Source organism: Lonsdalea populi (genome assembly GCF_015999465.1).
GTDB classification, from domain to species: Bacteria; Pseudomonadota; Gammaproteobacteria; order Enterobacterales; family Enterobacteriaceae; genus Lonsdalea; species Lonsdalea populi.
Window position 1 is genome coordinate 2,037,295 of sequence record NZ_CP065534.1, and the last position, 21,741, is coordinate 2,059,035.

The following is a 21,741-nucleotide window of genomic DNA, read 5'->3' on the forward strand; positions in this document are numbered from 1 at the left end:
TAAATCTGACAAAGAGTAGTCAAAATGCGGTTGCGGAGGTCGTTAGCCCTGAGTGGCTCGACGGACCGGGCAATATGTCAAAACCAGACGGCAGGAACTCCCGATATTGTCCTGAAGTCGCCCCCCCTGAATTTCCATAAGTAGACGAGGAGAACGAGTGACATTGTCACGGGTTCAATCCTATTAAATCGCTGTCGGCGTTAGCCGGGAATAAGAGGCCATAAAGGCGAGCTGGAAAGGGAGGAACGGTGTCAGGCGGTGTCTGACTCTGAATGGAGCCAGAGCCATATTCAGGCAGAATCGATGAAAGAAAGGAAAATAACAGGCGATCCCCGCCGCAGCGGAGATCGCTATTAATGCACTCGCAGCGCTATGACGTCGGCGTCGCCACACTCTCTTCGGTTTCGCCGGCGAAGCCGCGCAGGCCAACCACATGCACATGCTCGTGGTTCTGGTAGACCTTACGGACCAGCTTGTAGGTGGTGCCTTTCTCTGGGCTGATGTTCTCGGGCGCCGCGATGATCAGCTGCATTTCCAGCCGTTCACACAGCTCGAACAGCGTGGCGATGGACTTGGCATCCAGACGCGCCGCTTCATCGAGGAACAGCAGACGACAAGGCGAAATATCCTTGCCGCGCAGCCGTTTGGACTCTTCTTCCCAGCTCTGCACCACCATCACCAGAATCGACATCCCGGTACCGATGGCTTCCCCGGTCGACAGCGCCCCGCTCTCCGCACGCAGCCAGCCGTCGGTGCCGCGGTTGACTTCCACTTCCATCTCCAGATAGTTGCGGTAGTCCAGCAGCTCCTCGCCGATGGTCTGCGGCGCGCGCTGGCCCATATCGATTTCCGGATTCAGGCGCTGATAGAGTTTCGCCAGCGCCTCCGAGAAGGTCAGGCGGTTGCTGCTAAACAGATCCTGATGCATCTCCTGCTGTTCCGACAGCACGTTCAGAAGCGTGGTATGCGTTTCACGCACGTTCACGTTCAAGCGGACGCTGTTGACCTGACCGAACGCCACCGCCTGCAGCCCCTGGTTCAGCATGCGAATACGGTTCTGCTCGCGCTGAATGGTTTTGCGAATAATGTTGGCCACGCTGCGGGAGCTGATCGCCAGCGTTTTCTCGCGCGACGTCAGCTCTTCCGTCAGACGGTTAAGCTCGATCTCCATCTGTTCGATGGCTTCCACCGGGTCATCGGTACGAATGATGTCCTGACGAATGCGCTCGCGCAGATGCTGATAAACGGCGATGTAGAACTGGATTTTGCGTTCCGGACGTTTGGGATCTTCGGATAAACGCAACACGTCGCGCAGGTGCTCGTTGTCCGCTACCGCCTGACGCAACGCGCCCAGCGCCTTATCCGACATAGAACGCAGCTCGTCGGCGCTCATGTAGGCCAGTTCGCGGCGATGCAGCCGTCGCTCCATGCCGTTGTCGCGTACCAGACGCATGACGGAGCACCAGCCCGACTTGGCGGTGACAACCTGTTCACGCATCACGTGGTAGCCGCGCTCCAGCTTGCGCAGTTTCTTTTGCAAGGCCTCCATTTCGGCCTCGCAGAAGGTCAGCTGTTTCTCCAACTGGTTGCGACGCGCTCGGTTGTTGCTCAACGCCGCGTTCAGCTCGTCGCGACGCTGACGGGCGCGGGCTTCGGACTCGGCATCCGCGCGCACGCCGATATCGGTGAGTTCCTGCGTCAACTCTTTCAGCATCTCGCGCTTGGCGTCATAGGCGCTTTTCAGCGACGCCTGTAGCTGGCTGTACTGCGTCAGCTGAGCCTGATGCTGACGCAGCTGTTCGCGGGCGCGGGTACGCTCGGTTTCCGCCTGCTCCAGCCGCTGACGCAGCTTGTCGTTGAGATCGGCGTCGGCATGCAGCATGCTCGCAGAATCGGTATAGCTGAAATGCGCCCGGCGCTGCACGACCTCGGTCAGCGCGAAGGCCTGCTGTTTAGCGAGACGCTGCGCGCTCTGCGCCTGCGTGTAGTCCGCCTGCAGCTGTTCATGCTGTTGCGGATCGTTCTGCAAGACGCTGACCAGCGGCTCCAACTGCGCCAGCGTGGCGCCGTGCTGCTGGATGAAACGCGCGGCCTCTTCCGCCTCGTCAAGCTCCTCGCGGATTTCATCCACCCGATCGGCCAACGTGTCGTCGCACAACAGGCTGATGCGCGGGATCAGACGGTTCAGCAGCGCCGTGTTCTCTTTGGCCTGCTCATACTGCTGACGCTGCTGCTGGTTTTCATTGTCGAAATTGCTAATGGCCCGTTCCAGCTCGCCGCGACGCGCGTTAAGCTGGCGGATGTCCTCTTCCGGATCGTCGTCGAACGCCACGGCCAGATGCGCGCCGATAAAACGGCTGAACGCCTGATGCAGACGCTGGGTTTTCTGGACGTCGAACGACAGCGAAGCGTACTGCTCGGACAGCGCGTCGCGTTCGCTGCGCAGGCTTTCCAGACGCTGTTCACGGGCGGCGCGGCCAAACAACGGCACGGACGGGAAGCGCGAGTAGCGCCACTGACGGTCGGCGATCTTCACCACGACCGCTTTTTCCAGCTCTTCCACTTCGAACACGCCGTCATCGAACGACTGCGGATCGCCCTCGATCAGGTAGAGATCTTCCGGACAATCTTCTAGGCCGGAGAGCTGCTCACGCACCAGCGACAGGTCCGCGACCACGATAGCGTGACGCGACGGGCCATACAGCGCGGAGAAGTATGGCGCGTCGTCCAGCGTGACATCATCGTAGATCTCCGACAACAGTACACCGCCAAAACGCTCCGCCAGCGCGTTCAGGCGCTGATCTTCCGACCCGCCCGGCTGGCTGAGCCGTTCGATCTGCGCCTCGACTTCGCGCTTGCGGGCCGCCACTTCGTCGCGCTCGACGGTGGTTTCGCGCTCACGCTCCAGCAGCTGCTGCATGCATTCCGTGACCTGACGACTATCCTCGAAATCTTCCCCGCTCTGTTCACTGAGCTGGGACAACGTTTCCTGCGCCGCCAGCCACACCGGCGCGCGGGCCGTTAGCTGCTGGATGCGCTGCTGGATATGATCCAGCTCCTGACGCAACGCCATACGACGTTCGCCGGCTTCCGCCACCAGTCCGGCCAACTCTTCAATCTGCGCGTCTAATTCCTGCTGCACGCCCTCAAGCTCTTCCGGCTGATACTCCTGACCGTTGCGCTTGGCAAAATCCTGCAGCAGACGTTCGGCGTCCTGCTGCTCGCGCAGACGCTGTTCCAGTTCGGACAACCGCATCCGCAGCGGCTGCACGCGTTGGGCCTGATAAAGCTGGGAGGCGCTGTCGCGCAGGGCGTCTTTGGCGGCCTGCCAGGCTTCGCTGCGGCTGACTGCGCCTGCTACCCGGGTCACCAGTTGATAGGCCTGCTCGTATTGGCTGTGCGCCGCATCCGCCACGCTTAATTTCTGCTCCAGCATCAGCAGCAGTTCGGTGGCTTCCTGCTCGCGGGCGTGGAATGTGTCCAGCCAGTCATCGGCGTTTTCCGGCGTCAGATCCGGCTGTTGACAGAGGGCGCGGGCGCGCTCCAGCGCCTGCCGCGCCTGCTGATACTGGATGGCGCGCGTTTGCTGCGCGTCCAGCGCCTGCTGGTAGTCCGCCAGCTGGCTTTTCAGCTCGTCGACTTCCTGCTCCGCCGCGTCGGCGCGCTCCTGATTTTCTTCTTGCTGATCGCGCGATTCCGCCACGATTTCGTTCTGTTCTTCAAGCTTGTCACTCAGCTCTTCCAGATCGCCGCTGTAGCGCTCGATTTTTTCCTGCTGACGCATCGCCGTCTGCACCAGACTCAAATGGTCGCTGGCGGACTGATAGTCAGTTTCGAGATCGCTCTCCGCGCCGCTCTGCTCATGCAGCTCGCGCGACATTTCCACATGGCGGTACTGCTCGGTCGCCAGCTGCTTGCGGCTGCCGAACAGATCGCGACGCAGCGTCAGCGCGTCGTCCAGATGAATGCGCCGCTCGTTGGCATGCCGCATGTAGTCCGCCGCTACGTAAGAGGTAGCTTCAGAAATCAGATGCTTAAACAGATCGCGGTCAGACTGGGTGACGCGAATAGCTTCCAGCGTCATGCGGTTTTCGCGCAGTGCGGCTTCCATATCCTGAAACGCCTTGCGCACGCCGCTGTTTTCCGGCAACAGGTAGTCGCGCAGCGAGCGGGTGATGGCGCTGGATATACCGCCGTACAACGACGCTTCGATCAGGTGATAGAACTTGCTGCGATCGGACGCAGAGCGTAGCCGCCGCGGCACGATCCCTAAATCGAACATCAGAGAGTGGTAATCGGTGATGGAGCTGAACTGCTTAAACTGCACCCCGTCGATTTCTTCGAGACGCTCTTTCAGCTCCGGCAACGGCAGCACGCGCGCCTGACGTTCGCCCACGGTCTGGGTCAGAATCTCGGTCGGGGCGACGGAGGTCGGCAGCCCCTGAATGGTGAAGGGTTTGATATCCACTTTGCGATCGCGACCGGCGACCTGCTGCAGGCGCACGCCCACCAGCACGCGCTGATGACGGGAGTTCACCACGTCGAGAATGGAATAGCACACCCCGGCGCGCAGCTTGCCGTGCAGCCCTTTATCGCGAGAGCCGGAAGTCGCCCCGGCCTCGGTGGTGTTGCGGAAGTGCAGCAGGGTCAGGTCGGGGATCAGCGCGGTGACGAAGGCCGCCATCGTGGTGGACTTCCCGGCGCCGTTACCGCCCGACAGCGTGGTGACCAGTTCATCCAGGTCGAAGGTACGGGCGAAGAAACCGTTCCAGTTAACCAGCGTCAGTGAGCGAAATTTACCGCGTTCAATCATTCCTGTTCATCCTCAACACTCGGGTTATCGCCGCTTGACTCTCCGTCGTCGCTGTCTTCGAGCGACAGGCTGCTTTCCACCGGCATGGCTTCGCCATCGCGGATCATGCGCAGCTGCGCTTCACGCGGGTCGTCGCCGCTGCGCACGTCGGCGCCGAAGCGGAACACCGCTTCGGTAATGCGGAATTTGCTGTTGTCGCTGCCCATGAAGTAAATCATGCCCAGCCGACGCAGACGGTTCAGCGAGGTGCGGACTTTTTCCTGCAGTTTCTGACGGTCCAGATCCGACCCGGTGGAACGCTGATTGACCAGCTTCAATAATTTGTTTTCATCCGCCAGGCTCATCAGCTCGTCATACAAATCCTGCTGGCTGAAGATGCCCTCGTGCGCGAGACGTTCGGGGCTGAGGTAGAGATAGCAGAGGATTTTCCCCACCATCATGTCCAGCTCCGACAGGACGGAACGCGGGATCAGCGTCGTTGAACGCGGACGCAGGTAGAAAAAGCCCTCCGGCGCGCGAATCAGTTCTACGTTATAGCGGCTGTAGAAGAGCTCCAGCTCCTCCTGAAACTCCATCAGCAGGGCGTGGTTTTCCAGCTCTTCAACGCCAATGTGGCGTCCAGCGCGCAGTTGGCTGTCCATCGCAGGAAACTGCGGGTTGGACAGCGCGGCCATCAGTTTGGCCGTGATAATCGGTTCAATATTTGTCGATGACATGGGCCTGTACCTTGGCTCCGTAATCATTGATTGCCTGCCATTGCGCGGGCAATCCGGTAAAATCGGCTTCGGCCACGCCCAGACGCACGGCCTGGTCGACCACAATTCTGGCAACGTCAAATTGCCGGGAGCGAGGATATTGCGCCAGATAGTCGCGCATCACCTCGCTCAGAGACAGCGGAATGCGCTGCTCTTTATATTTTTCCAACGCTTGCTCCACCAGCGCGGCAACCTGCTCACGCATCTCGCTGAACTCTTCATATTCCAGCTCCGGCGGCAGTTCCCCGGTGACCTCATCGCTGCGCAGCGCCAGCTCTTCGTCACGCATATCCAACAACCGGTCGGCGTTGGCAAAGGTCAGCGCCCACGGCTGGTCGAAATAGGTCTGCACCGACTGCCGCAACCGCTGTGAGAAGACGCGGTTTTTATCCATATCGATGGCGGTACGAATAAATTTGTGCACGTGGCGGTCGTAGCCGATCCACAGGTCGATGGTCTGCTGTCCCCAACTAATGATGCGGTCCAGCTTACCCTGCAGGTCGAACACCAGGTTATCCACAAAGCCCAGCGTATCGTTGCCGAGGGTCGCGTCCTGAATGCGCAGCAGATTGGCCTGCAGCTTGTCACCTGCGGCCTCCAGCGTATCCTGCAGCTCGCGCAGCGTGTCGGAAGTTTCGGTCAGCAACTGTTCGCAGTTGCTGATGGCCGCGCGCCAGTCCTGCGTCAACAGCCCGGCGATATTCTCTTTCACCCCCTGCTGCTGTTCGTCCATGATACGCTGGGTCAGATCGATGCTGTCGAAGATTTCCGCCACCGAGTATTTCAGCGGCGCAAAGACGTTGCGGTGCCAGTGAAATTCGTCGCCGCCCTCTTCCGCTGCTTCTGCGGCGCGGCCTAATTCCTGAGCGACGATAGAAAGCTGCATGGAGAGACGCAGCGCGGAGAATTCGCGCTGACGAATATAGTAGTCCGTGATCCCGATGCCGAGCGGCGTCAGTCGGTAGATGGCATTGCCGTCCGCCAGCTCGCTGGTGAACCGGTTCAACAGGCGCTGCCGCACCAGATCGTTGATTGCGTTATTGGCGCGTTGGGCAATGGTTTCGTGAGTTTGTTCAAATCCCTGGCTGACGTGGCGGAACGCGTCCACCAGTTCCCCTTCACTCATCTCGCCGTCCATGCGCTCGCCGTTGAGCGTGGCAATCGACAGCAAAAACGCCAGCCTTTCCGTCGGCAGCGAAATCGAAAAATCGTTTTTTCTAGCCCAGGCGACCAGTTCGGGTACGGTCTGGGAAAAATCACTCATAATGCATCCTTCAAAAAGGGCTTATGCGCCATAACGTGGATGTAGCGCCCCAGGCTGACGAAAGGCTCCTGCCGGCAATAGCGCTGCTCGAGCGCCAGCAGAGTATCAAACTCGTCAATCTGTTTTTGCTTGTCCCGCAAATAATCGTGAAATACCCGTATCCCGGTTTTGCCGCTGATTGTCAGACTTAATGCGGAGAGCCAACCGTAGACCTCATCGGGATCCAGCGGATGGTCGGGGGACAGCGAACGCCGCTTGCGTTTCGGCATGCCGACGTCGACATAGCCGAAGTTGCCCAGCACCATGTTGCGCATCAAAAGGGCATGATGATTATAAAACATCAGCGATAACGCTCCACCCGGCGCCAGACAGTCCGTCAGCGTGCTTAATACCGGCTGGGGTTCAGCCACCCACTCCAACACCGCGTGAAACAATACCAGATCGGCGGGCCGATCCATATATGAGGCGATATCCTGTGCTGCGCAGTGAACGACGCGCAGACGATCCGTGAGGCCTTGCGTTTCCGCGGCAGCCTGCGCCCGCCGAATCATCTCATCGGACACATCGCACAACAAGACCTGGTGTCCTAAAGCGGCCAGACGGCAGGCCATATGACCTTCGCCGCCGCCGGCATCCACAATGACCAGCGGACGTTGCGGAAGACGGGCCAGCAAGGTTTCCAGATCCTGCCACAGCACGGCCTGACGCAATTTCCCTTTGGTGGTGCCGTAGATATTCCGGGCAAATTTTTCAGCGATATCGTTAAAGTTACGATCCTGCATTCCACGGGTTCCACGCAATTGATGACGGCGCATCCACAGTGCGCCGCCTCGCTCCTAATCTGACATTTTGGCATAGGCTGACATAGAATGAATCGCCTGAGACCACGTTCTCCGCCTGGATGGCGTTTTTTCACTCAACCTGGATGCGATTTTATGCTGTTTGACCTCAAAAAGTATGTTGGCAGCCTGCTGCAGCCGCTGCCGCTTTTGCTGTTATTAATGGGGATCGCGCTGCTGCTGCTGTGGTTCACCCAACGCCAGAAGACTGGACGCATCATCCTGACGGTGAGCTGGCTAACGCTGACCTTGCTCAGCCTGCAGCCGGTGGCGGATCGGCTTTTACTTCCGCTGGAGTCCAGCTATCCCACATGGCAGCCCGGCCAGCAGCGAGTCGGCTATATCGTCGTCCTCGGCGGCGGCTACACCTACAATCCCGAATGGGCGCCCAGTTCAAATCTGGTCGGTAACAGTCTGCCGCGCGTGACCGAGGGGATTCGGCTCTACCATGCCAATCCCGCCGCCAAATTGATCTTCACCGGGGCCGCGGCGAAAGGCAATCCGGTGACCAGCGCCAGCACGGCCGCGCGAGTCGCGGAGAGTCTGGGCGTACCGGCGGAAGATATCCTACAGGTAGGAACGGCGCGTGATACTTCGGAGGAAGCGGCCGGTACGGCGCTATTGGTGGGACAGCAGCCTTTTCTGTTGGTGACGTCCGCCAACCATCTGCCGCGCGCCATGCGCTTCTTCGAGGGACAAGGATTACATCCGATCCCCGCCCCAGCTAATCAGATGGCGATCACGTCTCCGCTGAATCCGTGGGAAAAGCTGTTCCCGTCAGCGCTCAATCTCTCACACAGCGAGCGGGCGTGGTATGAAACGCTGGGTGGCCTGTGGCAGAAGATCAGGGGAACGCAGGCGACGGCGGATTAATCCAGCCAGGGCAGCAGTTCTCGCGAAGCCCGGTCGAACAGCTCACGATCCAACTGGCCGGTGTGAATATAGCGCGACACGGCGGCCCACACGACGTAAAGCCAGCGCCGGGAAACGAAGGTTTCTGACACCGAATTACGGCGCAAATAATGGTACAGCAGCTGTTCCGCCATCCCCTCTTCACACAGCCGGAACAGGTCATATTCACGCGGTGCCCACAGCATCATGCCCGGATTGATCATCGCCAGCAGTTGATCGCTGCGGCTATCCTTCAGCATGCTGCGCAGCGACAGGTTACCGTGCACCAGCACGCAAGGATCGTTGAAGTTTTGGAACAGCGCAGGCAGTGCCTGGCGGGATCGGAACAACAACGCGCGATCTTCCCGCGTCAGCAGCGGCGTCTGCACCAGCATCAGCGTGGACCATAGAACCTCCAGCCGCTGGGCATACCACTTGGGCCAGCTGTTTTCCTGAATGCTGTCGACCGACCCGACGCAACCGTGGCTGTCAATACGATGCCAGGCCAGTACGCCATCCACGATCTGGTCCATGAGCGACGCCCAGCGCTGTGGCGTCCGCGTCGGTGTTTCGACCGGTACGCCGCGCAGCCGTTCCAGCAGCAACAGCTCTTTATGCGACGGATGCTGACTCATGACCATCCCGTAGACGGTAGGCACCCGCACATCGCCCTCACGCGCCAACATAGACAGTTTATAAGCCTCCTGCTGAGCGACGCCCTGACACACATAGCTTTTGACCAGCAGCGGGATCGCGTGACCTTCCTTGTCATACATGGCGTACAGATGTGCATAAGGTTGTTCGCTAATACGTTCGACGCGGCTAAGAGGTTCCCCTAATACCGCACTCAACTCGGCTTTGAGCAATTCCATAAACATGAGACCTTGACTGAAGGGGAGGCTTGTTGATCGTATCATGCCGCTGAGGGGGGGCGTTTTTCCTCAATATAGATCAAACAAAGCCGAATCAGCCCATGATGGGCGCAGAACCTAAAGAATAGCAAAAGGTTCTGCGCAAGGTGAGGCAGGGGTTATTGACGTTCGAACGCACCGAGGTCCGGCGCGGCGCCTTTGTAAGGCAGATTGAGATTACCGCCCTTGTCGATGAGCCAACTACCGGCGGACAAATGCAGACTTTTCAGGTCGGGCAGACTGCCGTCCGCTTTCCGTTTTGCATCCCAGCCGGTTACGGCGACGCTCTCAAACTCCGCATCGGACAGCACTTTTGACTGATTCCACGAGTTGTAGCGCATATCCGCGCCTTGGGTATGCGTGAGCGCGACACCGCCATACGAGATATTGTTTCGCGCCACGCCCAAGCCGACGTCTCCACCGCTGGCGTTAATACCCAGCAGGTTGAAGTTAGGTTTGTTTTTGTAGCCGGTATTGTTAAAGAAGTTATTGGCGACCGGGTGATGGTTGGCATAAAAACCTGCGCTTTTATTCATGAACGCGACGCTCTGACGCACGGTATGTTTGGGTGCGTCAGCGACGTAGCGTGCGCCGTATCCGCCAATTTTGAAACCGTTGCCGTTGCCCGCGGCCAGCGACGTGGTCGTGCCGGGCAGGTAGCCGTGCAGCCACGCCCAGGAATTTTCAACCAAAACAGGCGAATAGGCGTTAATAAAGTCGAAACCGTCATCCGAATTCGACCATGCCCGACAGCCGCGCAGCAGGTTACCCGGTTGGTTGGCGGCGACATGTACGCCGAAGCCGTCACCGCTCTGCCCTGCGCCGTTTGACGTCAGCGGGTCGTAGTTATGGTGGGAGTCGCAGTTAATCACCTTATTGTTGGCGCCGTTCTGCAAGAACAGTCCAGTTCCCATGATGTGATGGATGTTTAACTGCTCGAACGTGTTGTTGCTGCCCTTGATCCACACACCCCAGGATTCATGATTGAGATTGTTATGCTGCGGGACACCGACAATCTCCAGCCCCTTCAGTGAGATCCAGTTTGCCGCCACGTTGAAGCCTTTGATGCGGCAGTCGTCTTTCATTTTACTGAAGTCGAACACCGGCGTTTCGCCGGAGTAGGCCCAGTACTGAATCGGTTTGCCCGCCGTCCCGCTTTTATTCAGCGTCACCGCGTTGACGACATCGGTACGACTGGCGCACTGGTTAACCCCCTCGGTAAAACTGTATTTACCGCCGCGTATCCACAGCCGGTCGCCGGGCATGAGGGTTTGCTGCGCCCGCCCAAACGTTTTCCAGGGCGCGGTGAGGGTGCCGCTGCCGTTATCGTTGCCGGTCGGCGACAAGTAAAAGGTGGCGGCCGTCGTCGGCGCAACCGCGCCTGCCAGCAGGCTCAGCGCCAGCGCTGAGCGAATAGTGTTACTCATTTCCATGTATTACTCCTTCCATTGGGGGTCTTTGATGACTCTTTTTGAGGTTCCCCAACACGCGCAGCGCGGTGTCGTGACATCCTCAGGCAATCTTGAACGCATCATTCGCCGCCTTACCCAGTCAGACGGCGCTTCCCTCTGATAACGTTCGATACCGGACCTATTCGGCCCGATTCTGAATCCGGGATTCAGGGCGTTTTGTCCCGGATGTCAATAAAAGCAGGCGGCTATCATATCCGCCTGTGGTCATAACAAAACGATGAAGCGGGAACGTTCAACCGCCCGCCATCGCCAAACGCACGCGCTCCAGATCTTCCGGCGTATCGACGCCGACGCTCGGAATCGCTTTCGCCACGTCAACGTGGATTTTTTCGCCGTACCACAGCACGCGCAACTGCTCCAGCAGTTCGATTTTTTCCAGTTCGCTCGGCGCCCAGCTGACGTAACGGCGTACAAATCCAGCCCGGTAGGCATAGATGCCGATGTGACGCAGGAAATGATCGCCGACATTCTCTTTGGACTGGGCGAAACGCTCACGGTCCCACGGGATTGGCGCGCGGGAAAAGTACAGCGCATACCCTGCCGCATCTCTCACCACTTTTACCGCGTTCGGGTTGAAGACATCTTCTCTGCCGACAATCGGCACAGCTAACGTCGCCATCCCTGCCCGGCTTCCCGCCAGGTTTTCAGCGACCTGACGTACGATGACCGGGGGGATCATCGGTTCGTCGCCCTGAATGTTTACGATGATCTCGTCATCCGGAAGACGGTAGCGTTCAATCACTTCCGCCAGCCGCTCCGTCCCCGAATTGTGATCGGGACGGGTCAGACAGACTTCTCCGCCCGCCTGACGAACGACCTGCTCGACGTCGGGATGGTCGGTGGCGACGATCACACGCTCTGCGCCCGACTCCTGCGCGCGTTCCATCACGTGGATCACCATCGGTTTACCGTTGATGTCCGCCAGCGGCTTGCCCGGTAAACGGCTGGAGGCAAAGCGGGCCGGAATTATTACGGTAAACGTCATTTTGCGGTCTCGTCGGCAGTCAGATGGCGGGCCTCATGATCCAGCAGGACGGGGATGCCGTCGCGCACGGGATAGGCCAGACCTTCTATCTTGCAGATAAGTTCCTGTTTTTCTCTATCAAAGACCAGGCGGCCGTTACAGACCGGACAAGCCACTATTTCAAGTAAACGATGATCCATCGTGCTTCCTCCATCAAGAAGCTCTTTGTCAATAAGAGGCAACGCGCCTTAGCGGGCGTTCGGGTTGCCCTGTCGATACTGCGCAATCAGCTGTTCGAGCCGTGATAATACGGCTTCGGCGGGCGCGGCGGCTAGCTCGGCGGTCACCGGCAAATACCACCAGTTTTTCTGTGCGAAAGCGCGGCACTTCACCGCGTCTTTTTCGGTCATGATCAGCGGCTGACGTTCGCCGCCGGGTAACGACGCAAGCTGGGCAGGCGAATAGGACTGGTGATCTGCGAATGCGACCTCATGCTGCACGATCGCGCCCTTTTGTTTGAGTGTGGCAAAGAATCGCGGCGGATGCCCAATCCCGGCCATCGCCACCAGCGGCGGTAGCTCGGCAACCGGGCGTCGTTCGCCCGTCGCCAGATTCACGGCCTCGTCCGCGGACAGCCGCATAGCAATTTCGCCAGGCTGAGCATCGCCGCCATTAGCGATAATCGCATCGACGGATGCCAGCCGGGACGCCCGCTCGCGCATCGGTCCGGCGGGCAGCCACCAGCCGTTGCCGAAACGGCGCATGCCATCAACGACCACGATTTCGACATCCCGCGCCAATGCATAGTGTTGCAAACCGTCGTCGGCGATCACGATATCCAAGGGATAGGCGGCCAACAGCGCCGCTACGGCCTCGCGGCGTTTGGGCGCAACGGCGACGGGCGCGTCCGTGCGTTGAAAAATCAGTACTGGTTCGTCGCCCGCCTGCGCGGTGGTCACCCCAGACGAAATCACCAGAGGATAGCGATCCGCTTTTCCACCGTAGCCGCGAGAGACTACCCCCACGCGGTAACCACGCTGCTGCAGCCGTTCCACCAGCCAGATAACGACCGGCGTTTTCCCGTTGCCTCCCGCAGTTAGGTTCCCCACCACCGCCACCGGCAAAGGCGCGCGCCACGCATGACGCCACCCCCGGCGATAGCTCAGGCGGATGAACCCGCTCACCGCCCCATAGATCAGCGACAGCGGGATCAGCAGCCTGTAGAGCGGCGAGCGACCTGACCAGATTCGGTCAATCATGAGCCAAACTGCATCTTGTGCAACTGCGCATAAGCGCCATCACGGGTAATCAAATCGTGATGATTACCGCGTTCAATAATGCGTCCATCTTCTACCACCAGAATCTCGTCGGCATTTTCAATGGTCGAGAGACGGTGCGCGATGACCAGTGCGGTACGATCTTTCTGCAGCTCGTCCAGCGCCGACTGAATCGCACGCTCGGATTCGGTATCTAATGCCGAGGTCGCTTCGTCCAGAATCAGTATCGGGCAGTCGCGCAGCAGCGCACGCGCTATCGCGATACGCTGACGCTGTCCGCCGGACAGCAGCACGCCGTTTTCACCAATCACCGTATCCAATCCATTCTCCATCTTGCTGATGAAGTCCATCGCATGCGCCATGGTGGCCGCGCGTTCGATATCTTCGCGGCTGAACGATTTGTCGTAGGCATACGCGATATTGTTCGCGATGGTGTCGTTGAACAGATGCACGTTCTGGGACACCAGCGCGACCTGATTACGCAGTGAAGACAGCGTGTAGTCACGCAGATCGTGACCGTCCAGAATGATTTCGCCCGACTGGATATCGTAAAAACGCGTGATGAGATTGGCGATAGTGGACTTACCGGAGCCGGAACGCCCCACCAGCGCGACGGTTTTACCCGGCGGCACGTGCAGGCTGATATTGTTCAGCGCCAGCGTCTCTTTGCCCGGATAGGCGAAATCGACATGACGGAACTCCAGATCGCCTTTAGCGCGCTTAATCACGCGAGTGCCTTTGTCCGTTTCCTGTTCCATATCCAGAATAGTGAACAAGGTCTGGCAGGCGGCCATACCGCGCTGGAACTGCGCGTTCACGTTAGTCAGCGATTTCAGCGGACGCATCAGGGTGAACATAGCGGAGAAGACGACCGTAATGGTCCCGGCGGTCAACGTTTCCATCACGGAGGGGAAGCTGGCGGCATACAGCACAAAGGCCAGCGCCAGCGACGCGATAAACTGCACCACCGGATCGGAAATGGAGGAGGCAGACACCATTTTCATGTTCTGCTGGCGCATGCGGTTGCTCACCGAATCAAAGCGCTCCGCTTCCACTTTCTGTCCGCCGAAAATCAGGACTTCCTTATGCCCTTTGAGCATCTGCTCCGCGCTGGTCGTCACCTGCCCCATCGTGTTTTGCATATTTTTACTGATGTTACGGAAGCGTTTGGACACCAGACGAATGCTGTAGGAGACGATGGGCGCGATCACAATCAGGATCAGCGAAAGCTGCCAGCTGTACCAGAACATTAGTACGAACAGGCCGATAATGGAGGCACCCTCACGAACTACGGTCACCAGGGCGTTCGACGAGGAGGCCGCGACCTGTTCGGTATCGTAGGTGATTCGCGACAGCAACGTCCCGGTGGACTGCTGGTCGAAGAACGAAACCGGCATGCCCATGATGTGGCTAAATAACCGGCGACGCATGTTCATCACGACCTTGCCGGAGACCCACGCCACGCAGTAGCTGGAGATGTAGCTGGAGATCCCACGCATCACCATCAGCCCGATAATGGCCAACGGCATCCACACCAGCACGTTGCGGTCAGCCTTGCCGAATCCGTCATCCAACAAAGGCTTGAGCAGAGACAACATCAGCGTGTCGCTGGCGGCATTCATCACAAGTGCGACGCCTGCGACGAACAACCCCGTTTTAAACGGCGTGATCATCGGCCATAGGCGACGAAATGTCTGCCACGTGGAAAGATCTTGATCATTAATCATGCAATAAACCTGAGCCTATAGAAATAGCCGCCTATATTACCCATTCATGGCCCCGTGAGAAAGACTAAAGGGGAATCAGGGCGATATGCGGAAATGCGGCATCGAATGCATTCGCGCTTTGGCGCTACTTGTCTTTACCCTACGTCGCCCCCCAACGCTGTCTGTGTGTTTATGCGCAGTGTTGCCGCACCTCGTAATTTCTTTTTTCAACCATGCCGGAAGACACCGCGTGCGATATTTCCCGCCTGGCGAGGCAACGCGCAGCAATATTCCACAAAGAGGAGGCGTGAAGCGTCATTTCAATAACATCATCGCAAATCATTAATTAATGACGCCCAATGAAATACACATAACGCCGCTTTTATTTTTACGTGAATAATATTCAAGGGAAAATAGAGTAACCGGACGTTGTTTATTTCAAATAGAGGGATGTTCAACAGATTCCCTGAATAGCTTCCCGTCATAGCGCTACACTTGCGAAAGATGACATCCCGCTAGCGCTGTAGCCACACAATGGCAGGAGGAGCATCAATGCGAGAAGCTATTTAGAAAAGACCGTGACGCTTATTTTATTGAGCGGTTTGCCCCCTGCCATAATCGATTAACATTCCTTATCGCTCCCGGCATGACATTACCCTTGCTCAACTGCCTAGGGATTCCGCCGGCAACGAAGCATGCTTCCCGGTTCGCTTAACCCCGACGATGCTCATCTCTCATCGACATACCCCGTCTCACTCAGGGCGCGTCGGAATTTACGCCAAAACGACGGTGATACCAACGCGGGGAAATGTTTTCCCGAAAGCCTAATACCTGCCAGCGTTCTGAGAAAAAGCGCACGCTCAATTGACCGGACGTCGCAGTATCGTGCCAGGGGTAACCCATCTGGCGATAGCGCCGCCGCACTTTAATCGACGGCAGCCGCCACGGGTTATAGCGGGAGTTGGACGACGCAGACCATTTCGCCCCCACCGCACGCATAAAGGGTGGCGACGATGACGTCGCGCTGCCGTGATGCGGCACCTGTAAAATATCAGCCGCCAGCGCCAGCCGCTGGGTACGTAGCAGCGCCGCTTCCGTTTGCGCCTCCACATCGCCGGTGAGTAGAACCCGAAACCGGCCATCGTCGACCATGACCACACAGGAATCATTATTGCCTGCATTGCGGGCTATTCGCGGAGGCCATAACACGCTGAAACTCAGCCCCTGCCACTGCCAGCGCTGTCCTTGCAGACACGGTTGGTGTCCAACCTGCGCCATCGGGCTAAATACCTGAACGGCGGAAAACTGCCGCTGCAGTTCGATCAGTCCGCCGCTGTGGTCCAGATGACTGTGGCTCACGATAATTCGCTCCAGTTCCAGCCCCCGCCACCTTAAATAGGGCACAATTTCATGGCTCGCCATATTGCCGCCTGCCCAGCGCGCCCCTGTATCGTAGAGCACGGCTTTGCCGTTACGCTCAATCATCACGGCCACCCCGTGGCCGACATCCAGCATGTCCACCCGCCACAGGGGCGCTGGCGCTTTTGGCCGCAAGAGTAGGATTAACAACAGACTGACCACGCTGAGAGGCGCATATCGCCACCAGGCAAACCGCCAGATCGCTACCGCCAGCCATCCGGACAAACTGAACGGCAGCGCCTGCTCTCCTAATGACCACCAGCCGGAAGGCAACGCCGCCAGCGGCGCGAATACGGCCGTCAGCGAGCGATCGGCCAACCACCAAAAGACCGCGCTGAATGTTGGGGCGAAGGATACCAGCAGCGCCACCAATACCAGCGGCGTAGTGACAAAGGATACCAGCGGCACGGCCCAGAGATTTGCGGGCAAAGACGTCATACTGACGCCGTGAAACAACATGACCTGCAACGGCAGCAGCAATAACGTCATACCCATTTGCAAATGCAGCCAGCGGAGCCATATCCAGCGTTTAGGCCGTAGAAAATAGTGAGGCAGCGGCGCCCACTGATACCAGAAAATTAACGCCGCCACGGCGAGACTCGATAACCAGAAGCTGTCCGACAACACGCTCAGCGGATCGCCGGTCAGAATCAGGGCCACGCACCCAAGCCAGACCTGCCACGGCGTACAGCTGACGCCCATGAGTCGCAGCAACGTCCACACGCTCAACGCCAGACCGGCCCTGACCGCCGGCGGATTGCAGCCCGCCAACCACACATAGCACAAAGCGGCGGACAGCCCGACGACCAATGGAAAGCGGTAGCCGATACGATGTACCGGCAGCAGGCATTGCACTCCCCGCGCCAATCCCCACCCAAACAGCGCCGCCAGCGCGATGTGTAGCCCGGAGATCGCCATCAGATGCATCGTGCCCGTCTGCCGCAAAAGAGCCTGGGTATCGTCATCAACGGTCGCCATTTCGCCGAGCGTCAGCGCCAACAGGATCGAACGCCACGGCAGGCGTTGCGTCTGATGCTCCACCGTCGTCACGATATCCTGCCGAACTCCGCAACGCGCATCCAGAACCGTCGCGTGTAGAACCGCTCCCGTCAGCGTTTGCCTGCGGGCCAGCGACCAGCGCTGGCTGTCGAATCCCCCTTCGTTCAGCCGACTGTGCACGGGGCGCAGTTGCAGCCGCAGACGCCAGCGTTGCCCGCCGCACCACGCATTCAGCGCCGCCGCCGAGTTCAATCGCACCGCGACCGGAGGAAACAGCCAGCGTTCATCGACCCGAATCAAACGCACTACCGGGGTCGCGTCCGGCAACCCACCAAAGCGCATGCTGGCGATCGCGACGTCTGCCGTCACCGGACGCGATGTCAGGTCCACCGTCTGGCGGACGGCCTGCCCGGCGTTGTAGCATCCCCAGACCAGCGCGAATACCGCCAAGACCAGGGGACGCAGCCTGCTGGGAAGGTAACGGTAGGCCGGGATCAGCGCCGCCAGCCCCCCTAACAAGACGGAGGCCGGCGGGATTTGCGGCAACCACAACAGCGGTAAAATACCGCTTACCAGCGCGAGCGCCATGACATTCAGCGACATAGTAAAGCGGCACTCCCTGACCATTTGGCTCGCCCGTCGGACGGCGTTTTTTATCCCTTCACTCAGTCTATTTTTCATCGTACTAAAATCACAGCGGCCAGCGATTAAAGCTCGAACCGCCGCGCAAACATTAATGTCATGCCATGCAACGACGTTTGGGCAGAAAAAGTGCTGGCAGTGAAGCAATGCGCGGAGGGATGTGAGGAAAACAGCCTAAATTCAGTGCGTCATCATCCGGGAACCGGAGAGCCTCGCCGACAGCCAATGCGCCAGACCGCTCTCGCGCCCCCTTCACCCATACCGGGGCTAGATTCGATGCGCTGCGTCGTATGGGCCGGCGGCGGCGTTTTGCTGTGACCTGATGTGAAACGGCCGGTTTTTGCGCACCAGCCGTTCGTCGCCAGTCAGGATTATTGACGCGAATCGAATGGCGCGAGGCACGGGTTGCGGTGTCTGGCAGAACGCAGGCAAAAAAAAAAGGATCGCCGACGCGATCCCTTGGATAGGTCATGAAACGGTTACTTGGTCTCAGCGGCCGATTTGATTTCACCCATTTCTTTAATTTTGCGTGACAGCTCACGGCGTTCTTTCGACAGATCCGCATTTTTGATGATGTACTCATCCACACGGTCTTCATAGTCGCTGCGCATGTTGGCAATGATGTTCTGAATATCATCGATCGACATACCCGGCTTGATGTATTCGCTCAGGTTGTCCAGCAGCAACACACGTTTCTGGTTATCACGGATTTTCTTTTCGTTATCGGCGATTTCACGCTGCAGCTTGTTTTTACGACGAAATGTACGCACAAATGCCAATACGTCCTGGAAACACGGTTTGTTGTTACCCTTATCCATTTTCTACCCTTACTTAACTCATATTAAGATTCAAGATGCGGAAACCGCCCGTGCTAAACCTACAGGTTAGCCGTTCTCATCGACAAGTCGATATGGACGAAGTGCAGTCCCTGCCTGATGCCGACGGCGATTACAGATGAGCTTGTTTTATCATTGTTTTCACTTTCTTTCACCCGCTTTCCCCTCCGCTCGCCGCAGGACGGCATGGCATGGCGGCTGACCGACCACTCTTCGTACAATTTTGACCACGTGGACGCGGCGTTTCAGCGTGCCTGCGCCGGCGCTCTTCTCTCCTCCTATCCTCGCCTTGCGACCCACTGGCATACTCTATGCTCTTATGCCATTAGCGCGCTCATCATATCGACTTCATCGTCTATAGGCGTCGTATATTTAAGTGGCCTTATATTAAAAAGTGAGATTAGCCACAGCAATGCCTTATTACGTGGACGATGGCCAGCGGTAACAAACCGAAACAAAAAAAGAGGTGTCATTATACTTCCGCGTCTTCGAAACATTAATTTCGGACCATGCCGCAATATCCTTCTTTATCTTTCCGGCAATCAATCATTTATCCAGGGAAATATTATCAGGCGCGATAAATCATCGGAAATGGATTAATTCGACATGTTGAGTACCGTTATCCGAAAATAAATAACTGCGCCTATCGCACTATTTTCCCGCTCACGGGCGCATGATTTTACATGCAAAGGAATAACAGAGAGGCAAGCAAGTGAATGTGAATTTTTCGTCACCTGTATTGGTGATGCGCTGAAATCAAAAATGGCGCAAAACTCGGTATTCCTACTCGAAAAACTGGGATGCACCGTCCACGGATGCGTCACAGGGCGAACAGAATATTCACGCCGCTGAGCAGGCCTATGTCGGCGTCGAGTTCGCCGAGTATGGACTGACGGAGTCCGGCGGCGTCGTTCTGTTTTCCGCACCGGAACGCCCGCGTTCGCTGAGCCTGCTGCCTACCTCCTCGATTTTCGTGGTGCGCAAAAGCACGCTCCTGCCCGCGTTGCTCAGTTAGCGGAGCGTCTGCATCAGATGGCGCAGGCCGGAGAGCGCATGCCTTCGTGCATTAACCTGATCGGCGGCCCCAGCTCCACGGCCGACATCGAGCTGAGCAAAGTGATCGGGGTACATGGCCCGGTCAACGCCGCTTATCTCATCATCGAGGATGGCTGACCGCTGCGCGGCCTGTCCCGGCGACCGCGCCGGAACGTTTCCCGCCTGATGGCACCGATTGCCCCCGCCGGCTTCTGCCGGGCGGCGATATGGTTTACCATTGCCGCCATGCCATGTTTCGCTTACCGGCGTCGTAAGCGAAAACTCCTCATCCGCATCGGGCGGGTCATCGCAACCGACAGAGAAACACCGTGTCCAACAAACCCAGCACTCCGACATTTTTCATCCACGATTATGAGACCTTCGGCAAGCATCCGGCCCGGGACAGGCCAGCGCAGTTTGCTGGCGTCCGTACCGATATGGACTTCAACATCATCGGTGAACCGCTGGTCATCTACTGTCAGCCGACGGACGACTATCTGCCGGAGCCGGAAGCAGTGCTCATCACCGGCATTACGCCGCAGGTTGCCAAGAGCAAAGGCGTATGCGAGGCGGAATTCGCGCGTCAGATCCACGAAGCCTTTAGCGTGCCGGGCACCTGTGTTCTGGGCTACAACAACATTCGTTTCGATGATGAAGTCAGCCGCAACATTTTTTACCGCAACTTCTACGATCCCTACGCGTACAGCTGGAAAAACGGTAACTCCCGCTGGGATCTGCTCGATGCCCTGCGCGCCTGCTACGCGCTGCGGCCGGAAGGGATCGTCTGGCCGGAAAATGACGACGGCCTGCCCAGCTTCCGACTCGAACACCTGACCAAGGCGAACGGCGTCGAACACACGCACGCCCATGACGCGATGGCCGACGTTTTTGCTACGATCGCCATGGCTAAACGGCTGAAAACCGCGCAGCCTAAACTCTTCGACTATCTGTTCCAGCTGCGTAACAAGAATAAGGTTAACGCGCTGATTGATATCCCGAACATGAAACCGCTGATGCACGTTTCGGGCATGTTCGGCGCCGCGCGGGGCAATACCAGCTGGATTGCTCCGCTTGCCTGGCATCCTGAAAATCGCAATGCGGTGATCATGTGCGACCTGGCGGGCGATATCTCGCCGCTGCTGGAGCTGGAGCCTGATGAACTGCGAACGCGGTTGTACACTAAGCGCGACCAGTTGGAAGAAGGTCAGTCTCCCGTCCCGCTCAAACTGGTGCAAATCAACAAGTGTCCCGTACTGGCCCCGGCCAGTACACTACGCCCGGAAGATGCGGCGCGGTTGGGGATCGACCGACAGCACTGTCTCGATAACCTGCAACGCCTGCGCCAGCACCCGCTGGTGCGGGAAAAAGCGGTGGCGCTGTATGCCGAGGCGCCCGACTTCGCCGCCGCTGACGATGTAGATCTTCAGCTGTACGACGGCTTCTTCAGTGACGCTGACCGGGCGGCCATGACCATCATTCAGGAAACCTCGCCGCAAAACCTGCCCGCGCTCGATCTGAAATTCGCCGACGGCCGCATTGCAGAACTGCTTTTCCGCTTTCGCGCCCGCAATTATCCCGCCACGCTGGATGACCGCGAGCAGCAGCGCTGGCTGCAGCACCGCAAAGCGATCTTTACGCCGGAGCGTCTGGAGACCTATCTGAATAATCTGCAAGAGCTGTATCAGCTGCATCAGGGTGATGAGAAAAAGGCGCAACTGCTTAAGTCGCTGTTCGCCTATGCGCAGCAGGTGGTGGGATAACGCCGGAGTGATGCGGATACAGCCTCAATGAGATAACCCGCCCGCCAGCGAAACTTCTGCCGGGCGGTCTGATTCTACCGGCGTAAGGACTCAACTCACCGCGCCGCCGCACTTCGAGCAATGAAAATGTCCACGGTCCAGTCTTGGTTGCCGTCATG

The 21,741-nt window shown here is 58.2% G+C and carries 15 protein-coding genes and 1 pseudogene; 4 read left to right on the plus strand and 12 right to left on the minus strand.

The window, feature by feature from the left end:
* Window positions 1–370 precede the first annotated feature (370 nt).
* From mukB to cmoM, 4 genes are read right to left on the minus strand one after another with little or no spacing between them, the layout of a single operon-like run.
* Window positions 371–4,813 carry a chromosome partition protein MukB gene (mukB, locus tag I6N93_RS08945; RefSeq protein ID WP_085686456.1) on the minus strand — a complete coding sequence of 1,481 codons (4,443 nt, stop codon included), beginning with the start codon at window positions 4,811–4,813 and terminating at the stop codon, window positions 371–373.
* The gene (mukE, locus tag I6N93_RS08950; protein ID WP_085686500.1) at window positions 4,810–5,529 is read right to left on the minus strand and encodes a chromosome partition protein MukE; all 720 of its coding nucleotides are present in this window, start codon (window positions 5,527–5,529) and stop codon (window positions 4,810–4,812) included. Before mukE ends, mukB begins: the two co-directional genes overlap by 4 nt.
* Entirely contained in the window at window positions 5,510–6,832 is a 1,323-nt protein-coding gene (gene mukF, locus I6N93_RS08955) for a chromosome partition protein MukF (protein ID WP_085686501.1), read from the minus strand. The genes mukE and mukF overlap by 20 nt, the downstream gene beginning before the upstream one ends.
* Window positions 6,829–7,614: a tRNA uridine 5-oxyacetic acid(34) methyltransferase CmoM gene (gene cmoM / locus I6N93_RS08960; RefSeq protein WP_094107530.1), complete on the minus strand. Its 786-nt coding sequence runs from the start codon at window positions 7,612–7,614 to the stop codon at window positions 6,829–6,831. Before cmoM ends, mukF begins: the two co-directional genes overlap by 4 nt.
* A 153-nt stretch (window positions 7,615–7,767) precedes the next feature.
* On the opposite strand from cmoM, the gene elyC reads away from it, so the two are divergent.
* Window positions 7,768–8,544 (plus strand): envelope biogenesis factor ElyC, encoded by a 777-nt coding sequence (gene elyC, locus I6N93_RS08965; protein ID WP_085686502.1) that lies wholly within the window; start codon window positions 7,768–7,770, stop codon window positions 8,542–8,544.
* On the opposite strand, the gene I6N93_RS08970 is transcribed toward elyC, so the two are convergent.
* The 8 genes from I6N93_RS08970 to I6N93_RS09005 form a co-directional block, all read right to left on the minus strand.
* On the minus strand, window positions 8,541–9,434 hold the full coding sequence (locus tag I6N93_RS08970) for a YcbJ family phosphotransferase (protein ID WP_085686552.1): 894 nt from the start codon (window positions 9,432–9,434) through the stop codon (window positions 8,541–8,543). The genes elyC and I6N93_RS08970 overlap by 4 nt on opposite strands.
* A gap of 158 nt (window positions 9,435–9,592) precedes the next feature.
* Window positions 9,593–10,906: a pectate lyase PelN gene (pelN, locus tag I6N93_RS08975; protein WP_085686503.1), complete on the minus strand. Its 1,314-nt coding sequence runs from the start codon at window positions 10,904–10,906 to the stop codon at window positions 9,593–9,595.
* Between the two features lie 271 nt (window positions 10,907–11,177).
* Window positions 11,178–11,930 carry a 3-deoxy-manno-octulosonate cytidylyltransferase gene (gene kdsB, locus I6N93_RS08980; protein WP_085686504.1) on the minus strand — a complete coding sequence of 251 codons (753 nt, stop codon included), beginning with the start codon at window positions 11,928–11,930 and terminating at the stop codon, window positions 11,178–11,180.
* Window positions 11,927–12,109 carry a Trm112 family protein gene (locus I6N93_RS08985; RefSeq protein WP_085686505.1) on the minus strand — a complete coding sequence of 61 codons (183 nt, stop codon included), beginning with the start codon at window positions 12,107–12,109 and terminating at the stop codon, window positions 11,927–11,929. Before I6N93_RS08985 ends, kdsB begins: the two co-directional genes overlap by 4 nt.
* A gap of 48 nt (window positions 12,110–12,157) precedes the next feature.
* Window positions 12,158–13,168 carry a tetraacyldisaccharide 4'-kinase gene (lpxK, locus tag I6N93_RS08990; protein WP_085686506.1) on the minus strand — a complete coding sequence of 337 codons (1,011 nt, stop codon included), beginning with the start codon at window positions 13,166–13,168 and terminating at the stop codon, window positions 12,158–12,160.
* Window positions 13,165–14,913: a lipid A ABC transporter ATP-binding protein/permease MsbA gene (gene msbA / locus I6N93_RS08995; RefSeq protein ID WP_085686508.1), complete on the minus strand. Its 1,749-nt coding sequence runs from the start codon at window positions 14,911–14,913 to the stop codon at window positions 13,165–13,167. The genes lpxK and msbA overlap by 4 nt, the downstream gene beginning before the upstream one ends.
* A 735-nt stretch (window positions 14,914–15,648) precedes the next feature.
* Window positions 15,649–17,913 carry a ComEC family protein gene (locus I6N93_RS09000; protein ID WP_085686510.1) on the minus strand — a complete coding sequence of 755 codons (2,265 nt, stop codon included), beginning with the start codon at window positions 17,911–17,913 and terminating at the stop codon, window positions 15,649–15,651.
* Between the two features lie 518 nt (window positions 17,914–18,431).
* Window positions 18,432–18,770: a DUF496 family protein gene (locus I6N93_RS09005; RefSeq protein WP_026740414.1), complete on the minus strand. Its 339-nt coding sequence runs from the start codon at window positions 18,768–18,770 to the stop codon at window positions 18,432–18,434.
* 117 nt (window positions 18,771–18,887) lie between these two features.
* Here I6N93_RS09005 and I6N93_RS09010 point away from each other — a divergent pair, with 117 nt between their 5' ends.
* The 3 genes and pseudogenes from I6N93_RS09010 to sbcB all read left to right on the plus strand — a co-directional run bounded on the left by I6N93_RS09010 (window position 18,888) and on the right by sbcB (window position 21,583).
* Complete coding sequence (locus tag I6N93_RS09010) at window positions 18,888–19,388, plus strand: hypothetical protein (RefSeq protein ID WP_139829919.1); 501 nt, start codon at window positions 18,888–18,890, stop codon at window positions 19,386–19,388.
* Window positions 19,389–19,614: 226 nt separating this feature from the next.
* Window positions 19,615–19,961: pseudogene (locus I6N93_RS09015) on the plus strand (LutC/YkgG family protein); the annotation flags it as partial.
* Between the two features lie 191 nt (window positions 19,962–20,152).
* Window positions 20,153–21,583, plus strand: a complete 1,431-nt coding sequence (sbcB, locus tag I6N93_RS09020; protein WP_085686512.1) for an exodeoxyribonuclease I — start codon at window positions 20,153–20,155, stop codon at window positions 21,581–21,583.
* Window positions 21,584–21,741 lie beyond the last annotated feature (158 nt).